The organism is Brevundimonas sp. PAMC22021, from assembly GCF_019443405.1.
Taxonomy (GTDB): domain Bacteria; phylum Pseudomonadota; class Alphaproteobacteria; order Caulobacterales; family Caulobacteraceae; genus Brevundimonas.
The window spans coordinates 1,590,306-1,604,999 of the sequence record NZ_CP080376.1 but is presented as its reverse complement, the minus strand read 5'-3'; the positions used below and the strand labels follow the sequence as shown (position 1 = coordinate 1,604,999).

15 protein-coding genes and 2 tRNA genes are annotated in these 14,694 nt (G+C 68.6%); 11 read left to right on the top strand and 6 right to left on the bottom strand.

The features are described 5' to 3' along the window. Position 1: 1 nt before the first annotated feature. Positions 2-274: a 30S ribosomal protein S18 gene (rpsR, locus tag KY493_RS07855; protein ID WP_219895859.1), complete on the bottom strand. Its 273-nt coding sequence runs from the start codon at positions 272-274 to the stop codon at positions 2-4. Between the two features lie 12 nt (positions 275-286). Beyond that, entirely contained in the window at positions 287-676 is a 390-nt protein-coding gene (rpsF, locus tag KY493_RS07850; protein ID WP_219895857.1) for a 30S ribosomal protein S6, read from the bottom strand. 375 nt (positions 677-1,051) lie between these two features. Between rpsF and KY493_RS07845 the strand changes: the two genes are divergently transcribed. The 3 genes from KY493_RS07845 (at position 1,052) to KY493_RS07835 (ending at position 5,738) form a co-directional block, all read left to right on the top strand. Beyond that, a complete protein-coding gene (locus KY493_RS07845; RefSeq protein WP_219895855.1) occupies positions 1,052-2,644 on the top strand; it encodes a carboxyl transferase domain-containing protein in 1,593 nt (530 codons plus the stop codon). A gap of 160 nt (positions 2,645-2,804) precedes the next feature. Beyond that, positions 2,805-3,710 carry an enoyl-CoA hydratase-related protein gene (locus KY493_RS07840; RefSeq protein ID WP_219895853.1) on the top strand — a complete coding sequence of 302 codons (906 nt, stop codon included), beginning with the start codon at positions 2,805-2,807 and terminating at the stop codon, positions 3,708-3,710. Positions 3,711-3,773: 63 nt separating this feature from the next. Continuing rightward, positions 3,774-5,738, top strand: coding sequence for an acetyl/propionyl/methylcrotonyl-CoA carboxylase subunit alpha (locus KY493_RS07835; protein WP_219895851.1), 1,965 nt, complete (start codon positions 3,774-3,776; stop codon positions 5,736-5,738). Between the two features lie 4 nt (positions 5,739-5,742). Here KY493_RS07835 and KY493_RS07830 read toward each other — a convergent pair whose 3' ends face one another. Beyond that, a complete protein-coding gene (locus KY493_RS07830) occupies positions 5,743-6,144 on the bottom strand; it encodes an antibiotic biosynthesis monooxygenase family protein (protein ID WP_255567828.1) in 402 nt (133 codons plus the stop codon). On the opposite strand from KY493_RS07830, the gene KY493_RS07825 reads away from it, so the two are divergent. From KY493_RS07825 to KY493_RS07810, 4 genes are all read left to right on the top strand, one after another. Then, complete coding sequence (locus KY493_RS07825; RefSeq protein WP_219895850.1) at positions 6,143-6,541, top strand: DUF1489 family protein; 399 nt, start codon at positions 6,143-6,145, stop codon at positions 6,539-6,541. The two genes, KY493_RS07830 and KY493_RS07825, sit on opposite strands and share 2 nt — an antisense overlap. Positions 6,542-6,588: 47 nt before the next feature. Next, positions 6,589-7,953, top strand: coding sequence for an MATE family efflux transporter (locus tag KY493_RS07820; protein WP_219895849.1), 1,365 nt, complete (start codon positions 6,589-6,591; stop codon positions 7,951-7,953). A gap of 122 nt (positions 7,954-8,075) precedes the next feature. Beyond that, a complete protein-coding gene (metG, locus tag KY493_RS07815) occupies positions 8,076-9,779 on the top strand; it encodes a methionine--tRNA ligase (RefSeq protein WP_219895847.1) in 1,704 nt (567 codons plus the stop codon). A gap of 4 nt (positions 9,780-9,783) precedes the next feature. Further along, positions 9,784-10,335, top strand: a complete 552-nt coding sequence (locus KY493_RS07810; RefSeq protein ID WP_219895846.1) for a hypothetical protein — start codon at positions 9,784-9,786, stop codon at positions 10,333-10,335. Here KY493_RS07810 and KY493_RS07805 read toward each other — a convergent pair. The 3 genes from KY493_RS07805 to rlmB all read right to left on the bottom strand — a co-directional run bounded on the left by KY493_RS07805 (position 10,316) and on the right by rlmB (position 12,540). Then, on the bottom strand, positions 10,316-10,654 hold the full coding sequence (locus KY493_RS07805; RefSeq protein WP_219895844.1) for a rhodanese-like domain-containing protein: 339 nt from the start codon (positions 10,652-10,654) through the stop codon (positions 10,316-10,318). The genes KY493_RS07810 and KY493_RS07805 overlap by 20 nt on opposite strands. Next, positions 10,651-11,463: a TerC family protein gene (locus KY493_RS07800; RefSeq protein ID WP_219895842.1), complete on the bottom strand. Its 813-nt coding sequence runs from the start codon at positions 11,461-11,463 to the stop codon at positions 10,651-10,653. Before KY493_RS07800 ends, KY493_RS07805 begins: the two co-directional genes overlap by 4 nt. 192 nt (positions 11,464-11,655) lie before the next feature. Beyond that, entirely contained in the window at positions 11,656-12,540 is an 885-nt protein-coding gene (gene rlmB, locus KY493_RS07795) for a 23S rRNA (guanosine(2251)-2'-O)-methyltransferase RlmB (RefSeq protein ID WP_219895841.1), read from the bottom strand. 148 nt (positions 12,541-12,688) lie between these two features. Here rlmB and KY493_RS07790 point away from each other — a divergent pair. From KY493_RS07790 to KY493_RS07775, 4 genes are all read left to right on the top strand, one after another. Continuing rightward, a tRNA-Tyr gene (locus tag KY493_RS07790) sits at positions 12,689-12,772 on the top strand. Positions 12,773-12,851: 79 nt separating this feature from the next. Further along, positions 12,852-12,925: transfer RNA gene (locus KY493_RS07785), tRNA-Gly, on the top strand. Between the two features lie 62 nt (positions 12,926-12,987). Continuing rightward, positions 12,988-14,178 carry an elongation factor Tu gene (gene tuf / locus KY493_RS07780; RefSeq protein ID WP_219895839.1) on the top strand — a complete coding sequence of 397 codons (1,191 nt, stop codon included), beginning with the start codon at positions 12,988-12,990 and terminating at the stop codon, positions 14,176-14,178. 149 nt (positions 14,179-14,327) lie between these two features. After that, positions 14,328-14,684, top strand: a complete 357-nt coding sequence (locus KY493_RS07775) for a hypothetical protein (protein WP_219895837.1) — start codon at positions 14,328-14,330, stop codon at positions 14,682-14,684. The last annotated feature ends 10 nt before the right edge of the window (positions 14,685-14,694 follow it).

Genomic DNA, 14,694 nt, shown 5'->3' with positions numbered 1-14,694 from the left:
CTTACTTCACCACGTACGGCAGGAGGGCCAGATAGCGGGCGCGCTTGATGGCCTTGGCCAGTTCGCGCTGCTTCTTCTGGGAAACGGCGGTGATGCGCGAGGGCACGATCTTGCCGCGTTCGGAGACGTAGCGCTGCAGCAGCTTCACGTCCTTGTAGTCGATCTTCGGCGCGTTGGCGCCCGAGAACGGGCAAACCTTGCGGCGGCGATAGAAGGGGCGACGGGCCGGGCCGGAGCCCACCGGAGCGCCCGGAGTCGGGGTGGCGTCAGTCATGATCCGGTTTCCTTATTCGGCGGCTTCGGCGGCGGCGTCGTCACGCGGGCCGCGTTCACGCTCGCGCTCGCGTTCACGCTCGCGGCGGGCCAGCAGCGGCGACAGCTCCAGGTCGAGTTCCTCGACGCGGACGGTCAGCCAGCGCAGCACGTCTTCGTTGATCGACAGCTGGCGCTCGACTTCGGCCATGGCGGCCGGAGGGGCGTCAACGGCGAGCAGCGAATAGTGAGCCTTGCGGTTCTTCTTCACGCGATAGGTCAGGTTGCGCAGACCCCAGTACTCGATCTTGGCGACGGAGCCGCCGCCTTGGGTGATCAGGTCCTTGATGGTGTCGTTCAGCGCTTCGGCCTGCTGCGCCGAGATGTCCTGGCGCGTCATGACCGTGTGCTCGTAAAGAGCCATGCGGTAGTCTCCCTTGGTGGACCTCGGCGCGGCGCGACCGGGTGAAGTCGCGTCCACGATGGCTCCCGAAGCGGCGGCCGGGACGATCTCCCAAGCCCTTTGGCGTTCCGCATCGGGACCGAAGCCCCGGAAAGCGCGGGCTCATAGAGGAAAAGGGGGACAAGCGCAACATTTCTCCCTCCCCCGTGGGGGAGGGTGGCCGAGGCGAAGCCGACGCCGGGTGGGGAGGGCGGGGCAATCCATCACCAACCTGTCCCGCAGCCAGCAGGTGCGGCCTTGCTTGGCCGCCCCCACCCGGCCGCTGCGCGACCACCCTCCCCGAACGGGGAGGGAGAGGCGCTTGTTCGGCCTCTTTTCCCCGCCTACACCAGCCGCATGCCAAAGCTGACCTCGGCGGTCGATCCGCACAGCCCCCAGTATAAAGCCCTGCAGGCGCACAACAGCGCGCTGGTCGACGATCTGCGCGCCCAGGTGGCGCAGGCGGCGCGCGGCGGCTCCGACAAGGCGCGGGAGCGCCACGTCGCACGCGGCAAGCTGCTGCCCCGGGACCGGGTCGAGCGGCTGCTGGACCCCGGCTCGCCCTTTCTGGAGGTCGGCCAACTGGCCGCAACCGGCATGTACGACGACGAGGCGCCCGGTGCGGGCGTGATCGCCGGCGTCGGCCGCGTCTCGGGCCGCGAGGTGATGATCGTCGCCAACGACCCAACGGTGAAGGGCGGCGCCTACTTCCCCATGACGGTCAAGAAGCACCTGCGCGCTCAGGAGATCGCCGAACAGAACCGCCTGCCGTGCGTCTATCTGGTGGATTCGGGCGGCGCCAACCTGCCGCACCAGGCCGAGGTGTTCCCGGACCGCGACCATTTCGGCCGCATCTTCTTCAACCAGGCGCGGATGAGCGCTCGGGGCATCCCCCAGATCGCCTGCGTCATGGGGCTGTCGACCGCCGGCGGCGCCTATGTGCCCGCGATGTCGGACGAGACGGTGATCGTCAGGAACCAGGGCGCCATCTTTCTCGCCGGTCCCCCGCTGGTGAAGGCCGCGACCGGCGAGGTCATCTCCGCCGAGGAGCTGGGCGGCGCCGAGACCCACGGCCGCCGTTCGGGCGTGGTCGACCATGTGGCCGAGAACGACGAACATGCGCTGGAGATCGTCCGCTCGATCGTCGCCAACCTGAACACCGTCAAGGCCGTCGAGATGGACGTGCGAGAGCCTCGCGCGCCGGCCTTCGATCCGGCCGAGCTCTATGGCCTGATCCCCGAGGACGTGCGCGCACCCTATGACGTGCACGAGGTCATCGCCCGCATCGTCGACGGCTCCGAGTTCGACGAGTTCAAGGCGCTGTACGGCGCGACCCTGGTGTGCGGCTTCGCCCGGATCTGGGGCTATCCCGTCGCCATCCTGGCCAACAACGGCGTGCTGTTCGGCGAGAGCGCACAAAAGGGCGCGCACTTCATCGAGCTGGCTTGCAAGCGCAAGATCCCGCTGCTGTTCCTGCAGAACATCTCGGGCTTCATGGTGGGCGGCAAGTACGAGGCCGGCGGCATCGCCAAGGACGGCGCCAAGCTGGTCACCGCCGTCGCCTCGGCCGAGGTGCCCAAGTTTACCGTTCTGATCGGCGGCAGCTTCGGCGCCGGCAACTACGGCATGTGCGGCCGCGCCTATTCGCCGCGTTTCCTGTTCACCTGGCCGAACAGCCGCATCGGCGTGATGGGCGGCGAACAGGCCGCCAGCGTGCTCGCCACCGTGCACCGCGACGCCGAGACCTGGACCACGGACGCCGCCGAGGCCTTCAAGGCCCCCATCCGCCAGAAGTACGAGGACGAGGGCAATCCCTACTACGCCACCGCCCGCCTGTGGGACGACGGAATCATCGACCCGGCCCAGACCCGCGACGTGCTTGGTCTCGCCATCAGCGCCAGCCTGAACGCCCCGATCCCGGATACCACCTTCGGCGTGTTCAGGATGTAACCTATTCATCCTTCTCCCGTTGGGAGAAGGTGGCCCGAAGGGCCGGATGAGGGATCGACGGCGGTCCATAGCGCACGCCTCGACCCTCACCCTCCCACCGCTTCGCGGCGGGTCCCTCCCTCTCCCGCTGGGAGAGGGGATGCTGAGCTGGAGAACTGCCATGACCGATCGCGAAATCCCGACCGAAGCCGAGCTGAACGCCCTGGACGTCACCGACGCCGAGGAGGCGCAGATCAACTCGATCGCCCAGCCGCTGGTGCCGGGCGCCGCGCCCGACGCCGACGACGAACTGGTGCAGATCGACTCGACCGAGGACGGGGCGGTCTTCGTCACCATCAACCGGCCGCACAAGCGAAACGCCTTTGATGCGGCCACCGTCGCCGCGCTGCACGAGGCGTTCGACACCCTGCATGGGGCCGACAATGTGCGGGTCGTGTTCGTGCGCGGCGCGGGCGGGACCTTCAGCGCCGGCGCCGACCTCTCCTGGATGCGCGACGCCGCCGACTGGAGCGAGGGCGACAACCGCGACGACGCCATGGGTCTGGCCAAGATGCTGAAGAGCCTGCACGACGTGCCGGCCTTGACGGTGGCCCTGGTCGAGGGGTCGGCCATGGGGGGCGGCGCGGGCATCGTCGCCGCCTGCGACATGGCCGTGGCGATCGAGGGCAGTCGGTTCGCCTTTTCCGAGGTCAAGCTGGGCCTGATTCCGGCGACCATCGCCCCCTATGTGGTCGAGGCCGTCGGCGCGCGCCGCGCCCGCCAGCTGTTCCTGACCGGCAACATCTTCGACGCCGACTACGCCGCCCACGCCGGTCTGATCGACATGGTCCTGCCGGAAGGCTCGATGGACGAGTTCATCTCGATGCTGAGCGACAGCCTGGCCGGCAATGCGCCGGGCGCCATGGGCGACGCCAAGAGGCTGGTCCACCACGTCGCCGAGCACAAGCTGGACACGAGCCTGATCGAGGACACCGCCCGCCGCATCGCCCGCGCGCGCGTGTCGCCGGAAGGGCAGGAGGGCGTGCGCGCCTTTCTCGACAAGCGCCAGCCCAGCTGGTTCCAGTGAGATCGACTTCGACAAGGGCGGCATGAGACCGCCCGCACACAACGCCTTCCGGGAAGCCGCCTGATGTTCACCTCCGTCCTGGTCGCCAATCGCGGCGAGATCGCCTGCCGCGTCTTTCGCACCGCGCGCCGCATGGGGATCCGCACGATCGCGGTGTATTCGGAAGCCGACGCGGACGCCCTGCATGTGCGCGAGGCGGACGAGGCGGTGCTGATCGGGCCGGCGGCGGCGCGCGAGAGCTATCTCGACGCGGCCAAGGTGCTGGCGGCCGCCAGGGCGACGGGTGCGGAGGCGATCCATCCCGGCTACGGCTTTCTGTCCGAGAACGCCGACTTCGCGGATGCGGTGAAAGCGGCGGGCATTGTCTGGATCGGCCCCGACCCCGCTTCGATCCGCGCCATGGGCCTGAAGGATGCGGCCAAGACGCTGATGATCCAGGCGGGCGTGCCCGTCACCCCCGGCTATCAGGGCGAGGACCAGACGGCCGCGACCCTGGCGGCCGAGGCGGACCGCGTCGGCTATCCCGTCCTGATCAAGGCCGTGGCCGGCGGCGGCGGCAAGGGCATGAAGCGGGTCGATCGGCCCGAGGACTTCGCCGACGGCCTGGCCAGCGCCCAGCGGGAAGGCAAGGCGGCGTTCGGCGACGATCGCGTGCTGATCGAACGCTACATCACCCGGCCTCGCCATATCGAGGTGCAGGTGTTCGGCGACCGTCACGGCCAGGTCGTGCACCTGTTCGAGCGCGACTGCTCGCTGCAGCGCCGCCACCAGAAGGTAATCGAAGAGGCGCCGGCCCCCGGCATGGATGAGGCGACGCGCGCCGCCGTCACGGGCGCCGCGATCAAGGCGGCGCGCGCGGTCGACTATGTCGGCGCCGGCACCATCGAATTCATCGCTGATGCGTCGGAGGGTCTGAACGCCGACCGCATCTGGTTCATGGAGATGAACACCCGCCTTCAGGTCGAGCATCCGGTGACCGAAAGCGTCACAGGCGTCGATCTGGTGGAATGGCAATTCCGCGTCGCCGCGGGCGAGCCCCTGCCGCTGAAGCAGGATGAGATCGCCCTGAACGGCTGGGCCATGGAGGCGCGCCTCTATGCCGAGGACCCCGCCAACGGCTTCCTGCCCTCGATCGGACGGCTGGATCATTTCCGCCTGCCGGACGACGTTCGCATCGACACGGGGGTGGAGCAGGGCGGCGAGGTCAGCCAGTTCTATGACCCCATGATCGCCAAGCTGATCGTGCATGAGGAGACGCGCGAGGCGGCGGCCGAGCGGCTGGCGCAGGCCTGCGGCGAGGTCGAGGTCTGGCCAGTCCGCACCAATGCCGCCTTTCTCAAACGATGCCTGGAGCATCCCCGGTTCGTCGAGGGCGATGTGGACACCGGCTTCATCGGGGCGGAGGAGGGGGCTCTGGCCTCTCGCGACGAGGCCTCTGCTCGCGCCGCCGCCTTGACCCTGATCGCCGAGGCGGCGCTGGATGGCGGCCCCGACTCTGCCGATCGCTATTCGCCCTGGAGCGGCCAGCCGGGCCTTTCGTATGGGCTTCGCCTGAACGCGCGCGCGCGCACTGCGACCTGGGCGTTGCTGGACGGCGAGGCCATCCACGGCGAAGCCGCGCCGGCGCCCGGCGGCTGGCGCATCGACGGCGGGCCGATCGCCCAGGTCGGCTTCGATCAGGTGCAGACCGGCGAGCGCCTCTTTGGCTTCCAGGCCGACGGCGACGACTTCGTGCTGTTCGTCGACGGCGAGGCGCGGCGGGTGGAGCGGTTCCGCGTCAAGGCTGCGGCGTCAGGCGCGGCCTCCGACGGCGCCCTGCGCGCGCCCATGCCTGGCCGGATCGTCGCTGCGCCGCTGTCGAACGGCGACGCCGTGACCAAGGGCCAGACTGTTGTGGTTCTGGAGGCCATGAAGATGGAGCATGCGCTGGTCGCGCCGTTCGACGGCGTGGTCTCGGGCCTGTCCGTCACGGTGGGCGACCAGGTCACCGACGGCGCCGTTCTGGCCCAGGTCCGAGCGGCCGACTGAGGCCCTACAGCCCGATTCCGGCCAGCGGGCGGGTGATGATGGTGTCGCCCCAGGTGGCGATCAGCGCCAGCGCAGGCTTCAGCACCTCGGAATCCCTGATCTCCGCCACCCACGCGCGATGAGCCTCTTCGCTGATCCAGATTTCGGTGACCCACAGGCTGTCCGGTCCGTCCGTGCCGAGCGCGACCACATAGTGGTGACAGCCGCGCCGGTTTGCCGCCGGATCCAGCAGCATCAAGGCCAATTCGTTACGCCGTCCGCTCGCGGCGGTCAGGCGGGTAATCAATCCGTACATGGCAGCCCGTTCGGCGCGAAGCCGGAACAAGCTTCGCCGCAGCCGGATCGATAGCTTGCCTTCATTAAGAATGTAGCCACCGAGCCGCCGGCTCCCTACTTGGCGGCCCATGCCTCTTCACATGATCAAGCTCGGCGTCGGCGTGCCCGACGTCGAATGGCTGGAACGACGCGCGCAGGGCGGCCAGCCGCTGGTGGTCCACACCCGCATGACGCCCAAGCGCGCCGCCGAGATCGAGGACGGCGGATCGCTGTTCTGGGTGGTCAAGGGAACGATTGTCTGCCGCCAGCCGGTGCTGAACATCGCCACGCTTGGTGAAGGCAAGGCCAGTCGATGCGAGATCACGCTGGAACCGGTGGTGGTGCGCACCGCGCCTCTGGGCAGGCGTCCCTTTCAGGGCTGGCGCTATTTCGAGCCCAAGGACGCGCCTATCGATCTGTCCGCCGTCGACGCGGGAGAGGCGCCGGAGGATCTGGTGCGTCAGCTGCGCGAACTCGGCGCCTGGTAGGCCGCCGAGTTGACCCGGACGGCCGCGCGTGGTCTGGCGCGGCTCCCATGTCCATCCTGTCCCTCCAAACTCGCGCTACCCTGCGCCAGCTCTCGTCACTGGCCTGGCCGGTCGTGCTGGCGCGCATCGGCATCATGACCATGGGCCTGACCGACGCCATTGTGGTCGGTCACTATTCTTCTCAAGAGCTGGCCTTCCACTCGCTGGCCTGGGCCCCATCGTCGGTGGTGCTGACCACCGCCGTCGGCCTGATGATGGGCGTGCAGGTGATGACCGCCCGCATGCTGGGCGAGGGGCGACACGCCGAGGTCGGCGCGGTGCTGCGGCGCGGCGTCGTCTACTCGCTTCAGATCGGGGTCGCGTCGCTGCTGCTGATGGTGCTGGCCGGCCCCTGGGTCATGCGCAACGTCGGCTTCGAGGACGGGCTGGGCGAGGGCGCGGCCCTGCCGCTGGTGATCTTCGCCCTGTCGATGCCGGCCTATCTGGTCTCGGTGGCGGCGCAGTTCTTCCTGGAGGGCTTGTCGCGGCCTAAGCCCGGCATGTGGGCCATGTGGGTGGCCAATGGCGTCAATGTCGGGCTGAACCTGCTGCTGGTGCCCGACCTGCTGAACCTTGGCGTTGACGGCGCCGCAGCCTCGGCCTGGGCGACCTTCGGCGCGCGCACGGCGCTGGCTGTCTTTCTGGTGATCTACATCGTCCGCCAACCCGAGGCGAAGGCCTGGAACCTCTGGCGCAAGCCCGCGCGTGACCGCGTGACGGAGCGCGAGCAGGTCAAGGTGGGCCTGGGCGCAGGCGCCTCCAACTTCATCGAGGTCGGCGCCTTCGCCGCCATGACGGTGATCGCGGGCCTGCTGGGCGCGGCCGAGACGGCGGGGTGGGCCATCGTCATCAACATGTCCGCCATCGTCTTCATGATGCCCATGGGCCTGTCGTCGGCCACCGCCGTGGTGGTGGGGCAGAGCTACGGCTCGGGCGATCGCGCCGGCGTTCTGCGCGGCGGCCTGGTCGGCCTGGCGGTGGTGACGGTGCTGGCCCTGATCGTGGCGCTGCTGATCTGGCCCACGGCGGCGCTTCTGGTGCGCGCCTACAGCACCGATCCGGCCGTGGTCGCCATCGCCGGCCCGGCGCTCGCGCTCGCCACCCTGTTCTTCGTCGCCGACGGCATCCAGGTGGTCGCGGCCCAGGCCAACCGTGCCGCGGGCGACGTCTGGTGGCCGACCCTCATGCATTTCGGCTCCTACGGCCTGGTGATGATCCCGCTGGGCTGGGTGCTGGCCCACCGCATCGGCGTGGACGGGCTTGTCTGGGCGGTGATCATCGCCAGCCTCGTGTCCGGCGGGCTGCTGACCGGGCGGTTCCTGCGTGTGGCGAGGCGGGCGAGTTACGAGCGGCGAGCGGCGGGAGGCGAGTAGCCGCGACCACGCGCTTTTCCGCCGCTACACCTTGCCGTCCCCGACATCCGTCGCCACTAACACTCGCCACTCGCCACTCGCCACTCGCCACTCGCCACTCGCCACTCGCCACTCAGGAACCCATGGCCCGCATCCTCATCACCTCGGCGCTGCCCTACATCAACGGCATCAAGCACCTGGGGAACCTGGCGGGGTCGATGCTGCCGGCGGACGTCTGGGCGCGGTTCAAGCGGGCGCAAGGGCATGAGGTCCTCTACATCTGCGCCACCGACGAGCACGGCACGCCGGCCGAGCTGGCCGCTGCCGCCGCCGGCCAGGACGTGCGCACCTATTGCGACGAACAGCACCAGATCCAGAAGCGGGCGGGCGAGGCGTTCGGCCTCAGCTATGACGCGTTCGGCCGCTCGTCCAACCCTCAGAACCACCGCCTTACGCAGCATTTCGCCGAGGCGCTGGAGCGGAACGGCCTTATCGAAGAGCGGGTGGATCGGATGATCTACTCGATCGACGACGCCCGCTTCCTGCCCGACCGCTATGTCGAGGGAACGTGCCCGCACTGCGCCTATCCCAAGGCGCGCGGCGACCAGTGCGACAACTGCGGCCGCCTGCTCGATCCCACCGATCTGATCGACCCTTATTCGGCGGTGTCCGGCTCGCGGAACCTGGAGGTGCGCGACACCCGCCACCTTTATCTGCTTCAGACGAAGATCGAGCCCGAGATCCGCGCCTGGGTCGATGGCAAGACCGGCTGGCAGCAGCTGGCCAAGTCCATCGCCTACAAGCATCTGGACGAAGGCTTGATCGACCGGGGCATCACCCGCGACCTCGCCTGGGGCGTGCCGGTGACCAAGGACGGCTTTCCTCGCCCGGGCATGGAGGACAAGGTCTTCTACGTCTGGTTCGACGCGCCCATCGAATACATCGCGGCGACCGAGGAGTGGGCGGAGGCCACCGGTCACGACTGGCGCTCCTGGTGGCGGCTGGACGAGGGCGCCGAAGACGTTCGCTATGTCCAGTTCATGGGCAAGGACAACGTCGCCTTCCACACCGTCAGCTTCCCCGCCACCATCATCGGCTCGGGCGAGCCATGGAAGACCGTCGACCAACTCAAGGCCTTCAACTGGCTGAACTGGTATGGCGGCAAGTTCTCGACCTCGCAGAAGCGCGGCGTCTTCATGGATCAGGCGCTGGAACTGCTGCCCGCCGACTACTGGCGTTGGCGCCTGACGGCCTATGGTCCCGAACACGCCGATTCGCCGTTCACCTGGGAGGATTTCCAGGCATCGACCAACAAGGACCTGGCCGACGTGCTGGGCAACTTCGTCAACCGCATCGTCAAGTTCGCGGAGTCCAAGTTCGACGGCGTCGCGCCCGAAGGCGGCGAAGCTGGTCCGGTCGAGGAAAAGCTGCTGATCGACCTGCGCGCCGGCCTCGCCGAGGCGACCGAGCAGTTCGAGGCCATGGAGTTCCGCAAGGCCTCGGCCGCGATCCGCGCCTGCTGGGTGCTTGGCAACGAATATCTGCAGGAAGCGGCGCCCTGGACCGCGCTGAAGACCGACCGCGACCGCGCGGCCGTGGGCGTGCGCACCGGCCTGAACCTCGTCGCCCTGTTCGCGCGCCTGGCCGCGCCGATCCTGCCATTCTCGGCCGAAAAGATCGCGGCGTCCGTCGGCTCGACCGACCTCAGCTGGCCAGGCGCCGACGAGGACCTGCTGAACGTCCTGCCCGTCGGCCAGGCCGTGGCCGCACAGGGCGTGCTGTTCGCCAAGATCGAAGACGCCCAGGTCGCCGAATGGTCCGAACGCTTCGGCGGCGCGGAGGCCTGAGCCGGTGACGGACGCGGGCGGGTCGTATTGCGAACTGCTCGCCGACGATCAGGCGGAGGATCGCGCCGTGGTTGCGGGTACGGCCGCCTATGCCGCCCTGCGCCGGCGAGACGCCGACCGGCGTAAGCGGGTCCTCCACCTGCTCGCCGCGGCTCCACCTAGCACCGCGCAAGATTTCTACGCCGCGGCCTGGGTGCTGAACCACGGCGACCGCAGCGATGAAGCCTATCAGGCGCATCAGCTGGCGACCCGCGCCGACCAGCTCGGGTATCGCAACGCGCGCTGGCTGGCGGCGGCGGCGCTGGATCGTTCGCTCATGTATTCCGGCCGACCGCAGAAGTTCGGATCCAACATCGTGCCCGATGGACAGGGCTGGCGGCTTTGGGACGTCGATCCGGCGACAACGGACGCGGAACGCGCGCAGCACGACATGCCGCCGTTGGAGCAGATGCGGGAACGAGCCGCCGCGATGACCGATCTTCAGCCCGACTTCGTCGACGCCCCACAATGGATGCGAGACGCCTTGGCGCGCTGGGCTACTGATCGCCCTCGGTGACAGGCAGGCCGGCCGCCTGCCAGGCCAGGATGCCGCCGTCCATGTTGACCACCGCCTGGCCGTCCGGTCCCTCTGGACCAAAGGCCGCGCACACCCGTCCGCTGCGGCCGCCGACGCGGCACATGACGATCACCGTCTTGTCGACCGGCAGATCCAGCCCCAACCAGGCCTGGGGCATCTGGCTGAGCGGCGCCAGGATCGCGCCCTTGATGCGGGCGGCGGCGAACTCATCCGGCTCGCGCACATCGATCAGCACGGCGTCGCCGGCCTCCAGCAGCTCGCGCGCCTGCCTGACGTCGATGGCCGCCACAGCCGTCATTGAGCGGCGGCCGGGTCGGGCTCGGCAGGGCCAGGAACCGCGCTGCCCTCACTGCGCTGCTGACCCAGGTGGTGCGCGGCTTCATCCTCGTCGATCTCCAGGAAGCCGGGCGCGGAGGCGTTGAACGGCTCGAGGTTGCCCGTGCGCACCACCACCTGACGCGCGCCGTCCCAGATCATGTGCAGCGCGACATACAGCACCACCACCAGGCCGATGTAGCCGATCCAGCGGTAGCGATGCAGCAGCTTGGCGATAAAGGTCGCCGCCACGCCCATCAGCGCGATCGACAGCACCAGGCCGAACACCATGATCCACGGATGCTCGTGCGCCGCACCGGCCACGGCCAGGACGTTGTCCAGCGACATGGTGATGTCGGCCACCATGATCTGGAGCAGGGCGGCGCCGAAGGTCTTTCGCTTGAGGCCCAGTTCCTCGGGCGAAGGACCCTGGCCGTGCTCGATGCTCAAGGCGAGCTCGAGTTCCTTCTCGGCCTCCGCCTGGTCGTGGGTGCGCTGCTCCTGCAGTTCGCGCCACATCTTCCAGCACACCCACAGCAGCAACAGCCCGCCGGCCAGCAGGAGACCGACCAACGCCAGCAGCTGCACGGTGATCAGGGCGAATCCGATGCGCATCACCACCGCGGCGGCCAGGCCGATCAGGATCGCCTTCTTGCGTTGGTCCTGCGGCAGGGCGGCGGCAGCCAGGCCCACGGCCACGGCGTTGTCGCCGGCCAGCACCAGGTCCATCAGCAGGACCTGGCCGAGGGCGGACGCCTGGCTGGCGAATTCGGGAGAGGCGAGAAATTCCATGGCCGCTCTCTACCCGCGACCTCTCGCCGCGCCAAGCGTCACGACCTCTCCTCCCTGTCGCGAAGCGATGGGGAGGTGGCGCGATGCGCAGCATCGTGACGGAGGGGCCGTGTCCGCCTCGCAGAACCCCTCCGTCTCGTCGGCTTGCGCCGCCGATCCACCTCTCCGCCGCTTCCCGGCAGGGAGGAGAGGCTATGCCCTTTGCGCGCGCGCCGCCTCGTACAGCGCCACCGCCGCTGCGTTGGACACGTTCAGGCTCTCGAACCCGCCGGGCATCGGAATACGAGCCAGGGCGTCGCAGTGTTCGGCCACCAGCCGGCGGATGCCGTCTCCCTCTGATCCCATGACCAGCACCGTTGGGCGTGCGTCGAGCGCCTCTTCCAGCGTCTGCTCGCCGGACCCGTCCAGCCCCACCGCGCGCCAACCCAGGTCCGCCAGCCGTTCCAGCGCCCGCGACAGGTTGGTGACCCGCGCATGCGGCAGCCGCTCGGTCGCCCCCACCGCTGCCTTGGCGAGCGCTCCGGCGAGCGCGGGCGCGTGCCGGTCCTGCACCACGATCCCGCGCGCCCCGAACGCCAGGGCCGAGCGGAAGATGGCGCCGACGTTCTGCGGATCGGTCAGCTGGTCCAGCATCACGATCAGCCCTTGCGCTGGTTCTGCGATCTCCTCCAGCGGCACCCCCTCCAGCGGCTGCACCTTGAACGCCAGGCCCTGGTGCACCGCGCCCTGCGGCAGCATGCGGGTCAGCGCCTGAGCGTCCACCACCTCGATCCTGTGCCCGTGCGCGAGACTGTCGCGTTCGATCTCCTCCGCCCGGTCCGGCGTCGCCAGCAGGCGGCCCATGCCGCGCCGGGCGGGATTCGCCAGGGCCGCCAGAACGGGGTGCCGGCCCCACAGGAAGTTGTCCGCATCCGCCCGGCTGGCGCCGCCTCCGCGAGGCGCGCCACGCGGCGCTTCCGCTGGCCCGCGTCCTTGCACGGCGGGCGTTTGAGGGCGCGCTCGCGGGCTGTCTCCGCGCGATTTCGCGCCCGCGTTTTTCCCTTGTTTCCGGTCGTTGCGTTCTGATTTCGACGACACTATAAGACGCCCTCCGATTTGGAGCCCTAGGGGCTTTCGGGTCTGGCGCACCGTCTAAACCAGGCGGTGGGACAAGCCGAAGGCTTTTGTTTCACCCTCGTCCGAATGGTCGTGGATGAAGCGGTTTCGGCGGTTTCGAGACGCGCGCGGGGGAATGTCCCGAGCGGCAAAGGGGGGGGACTGTAAATCCCCTGCGTAAGCTTCGCAGGTTCGAGTCCTGCTTCCCCCACCACGCGCTTCTTGAACCACGCGGCCTGGGACGACAAAGCGGCCGGGTGCGGTTGTCCCTTGTGGGCGCCCGCATTCTTTGCGCGGGTATAGCACAATGGTAGTGCAGCAGCCTTCCAAGCTGAGGATGTCGGTTCGATCCCGTCTACCCGCTCCAGGTTTTTGATGAGCATGACGCCCATCCGCTGAACGGACCCGGGCCAATCAGGAGTTTTGGCGATGGCCAAGGAAAAGTTCGAACGCACGAAGCCGCACTGCAACATCGGCACGATTGGTCACGTTGACCACGGCAAGACGACGCTGACGGCGGCGATCACGATGACGCTGGCGAAGTCGGGCGGCGCCACGGCGAAGAAGTACGAGGACATCGACGCGGCGCCGGAAGAAAAGGCTCGCGGCATCACGATCAACACCGCGCACGTGGAATATGAGACGGCCAACCGTCACTACGCCCACGTCGACTGCCCCGGCCACGCCGACTATGTGAAGAACATGATCACGGGCGCCGCCCAGATGGACGGCGCGATCCTGGTGGTTTCGGCCGCCGACGGCCCGATGCCGCAGACCCGCGAGCACATCCTGCTGGCCCGTCAGGTCGGCGTGCCGGCGCTGGTGGTGTTCATGAACAAGGTCGACCTGGTCGACGACGAGGAGCTGCTCGAGCTCGTCGAGATGGAAGTGCGCGAGCTGCTTTCGTCCTACCAGTTCCCGGGCGACGACATTCCGATCACCAAGGGCTCGGCCAAGGCCGCGACCGACGGCGTGAACCCGGAAATCGGCGAACAGCGCGTGCTGGAGCTGATGGCCACGGTTGACGCCTACATCCCGCAGCCTGAGCGTCCGGTGGACCTGCCGTTCCTGATGCCGGTGGAAGACGTGTTCTCGATCTCGGGCCGCGGCACCGTGGTGACGGGTCGCGTCGAGCGCGGCATCGTCAAGGTCGGCGAGGAAGTCGAGATCGTCGGCATCCGTCCGGTCCAGAAGACGACCTGCACGGGCGTGGAAATGTTCCGCAAGCTGCTGGACCAGGGCCAGGCGGGCGACAACGTGGGCGTGCTGCTGCGCGGCACCAAGCGTGAAGACGTCGAGCGCGGCCAGGTGCTGTGCAAGCCGGGCTCCATCACCCCGCACACCAAGTTCGTGGCCGAAGCCTACATCCTGACCAAGGAAGAAGGCGGTCGTCACACCCCCTTCTTCACCAACTACCGCCCGCAGTTCTATTTCCGCACGACCGACGTGACCGGCATCGTGCACCTGAAGGAAGGCGTGGAGATGATCATGCCCGGCGACAACGCCGAGCTGAACGTCGAACTGATCACCCCGATCGCCATGGAAGAAAAGCTGCGCTTCGCCATCCGCGAAGGCGGCCGCACGGTTGGAGCAGGGGTCGTTTCGAAGATCATCGCCTGATCTTCGCAACGAGCCCCGTCCGCGGAAACCGCGAACGGGGAGGCGGCGCCGGCGTGGTCTCCAAGATCATCGCCTGATCGCGATCGGTCTTGAGACCTAAACATTACCCCCGTCGGAGCGATCCGGCGGGGGTTTTGCGTTGTGGCTGCATGACCCAGGATCGCTATCCCGACACGCCGGACGGCCGCTACTTCGTGGTCCGGGGTCGTCTGTGGCGCAGGAGCAATCCGAACCTGCCCGAGGCCGAGCGAAGCGCGCAGGTCGCGGCCCTGATGACGGCGCGGCGAGAGGTGGGCCTGGGCCTGAAGGCCGGAGACGACGAGGCGGTGGCGCGGGCCCGAGCCGAATTGGATGCGGCGAAGCGCGCGCTTGGCGAACGCGGCCCGGTGTGGTGGAGCGACGGCGCGCCCGACCTGAACCGCCGCATGGCGCGCAACACGGTCTACGCCGACTGGTTCGAGAACCTAGCTCGGGATCAGGGAAACCGAGCGCCGCCCGCGCGTTAGCTGCTGTTCC

What these genes read in the sequence shown, in the direction of transcription:
- rpsR (WP_219895859.1), bottom strand. Translation starts at nt 274, where the DNA reads ATGACTGACGCCACCCCGACTCCGGGCGCTCCGGTGGGCTCCGGCCCG.
- rpsF (WP_219895857.1), bottom strand. Translation starts at nt 676, where the DNA reads ATGGCTCTTTACGAGCACACGGTCATGACGCGCCAGGACATCTCGGCG.
- KY493_RS07845 (WP_219895855.1), top strand. Translation starts at nt 1,052, where the DNA reads ATGCCAAAGCTGACCTCGGCGGTCGATCCGCACAGCCCCCAGTATAAA.
- KY493_RS07840 (WP_219895853.1), top strand. Translation starts at nt 2,805, where the DNA reads ATGACCGATCGCGAAATCCCGACCGAAGCCGAGCTGAACGCCCTGGAC.
- KY493_RS07835 (WP_219895851.1), top strand. Translation starts at nt 3,774, where the DNA reads ATGTTCACCTCCGTCCTGGTCGCCAATCGCGGCGAGATCGCCTGCCGC.
- KY493_RS07825 (WP_219895850.1), top strand. Translation starts at nt 6,143, where the DNA reads ATGCCTCTTCACATGATCAAGCTCGGCGTCGGCGTGCCCGACGTCGAA.
- KY493_RS07830 (WP_255567828.1), bottom strand. Translation starts at nt 6,144, where the DNA reads ATGGGCCGCCAAGTAGGGAGCCGGCGGCTCGGTGGCTACATTCTTAAT.
- KY493_RS07820 (WP_219895849.1), top strand. Translation starts at nt 6,589, where the DNA reads ATGTCCATCCTGTCCCTCCAAACTCGCGCTACCCTGCGCCAGCTCTCG.
- metG (WP_219895847.1), top strand. Translation starts at nt 8,076, where the DNA reads ATGGCCCGCATCCTCATCACCTCGGCGCTGCCCTACATCAACGGCATC.
- KY493_RS07805 (WP_219895844.1), bottom strand. Translation starts at nt 10,654, where the DNA reads ATGACGGCTGTGGCGGCCATCGACGTCAGGCAGGCGCGCGAGCTGCTG.
- KY493_RS07800 (WP_219895842.1), bottom strand. Translation starts at nt 11,463, where the DNA reads ATGGAATTTCTCGCCTCTCCCGAATTCGCCAGCCAGGCGTCCGCCCTC.
- tuf (WP_219895839.1), top strand. Translation starts at nt 12,988, where the DNA reads ATGGCCAAGGAAAAGTTCGAACGCACGAAGCCGCACTGCAACATCGGC.
- KY493_RS07775 (WP_219895837.1), top strand. Translation starts at nt 14,328, where the DNA reads ATGACCCAGGATCGCTATCCCGACACGCCGGACGGCCGCTACTTCGTG.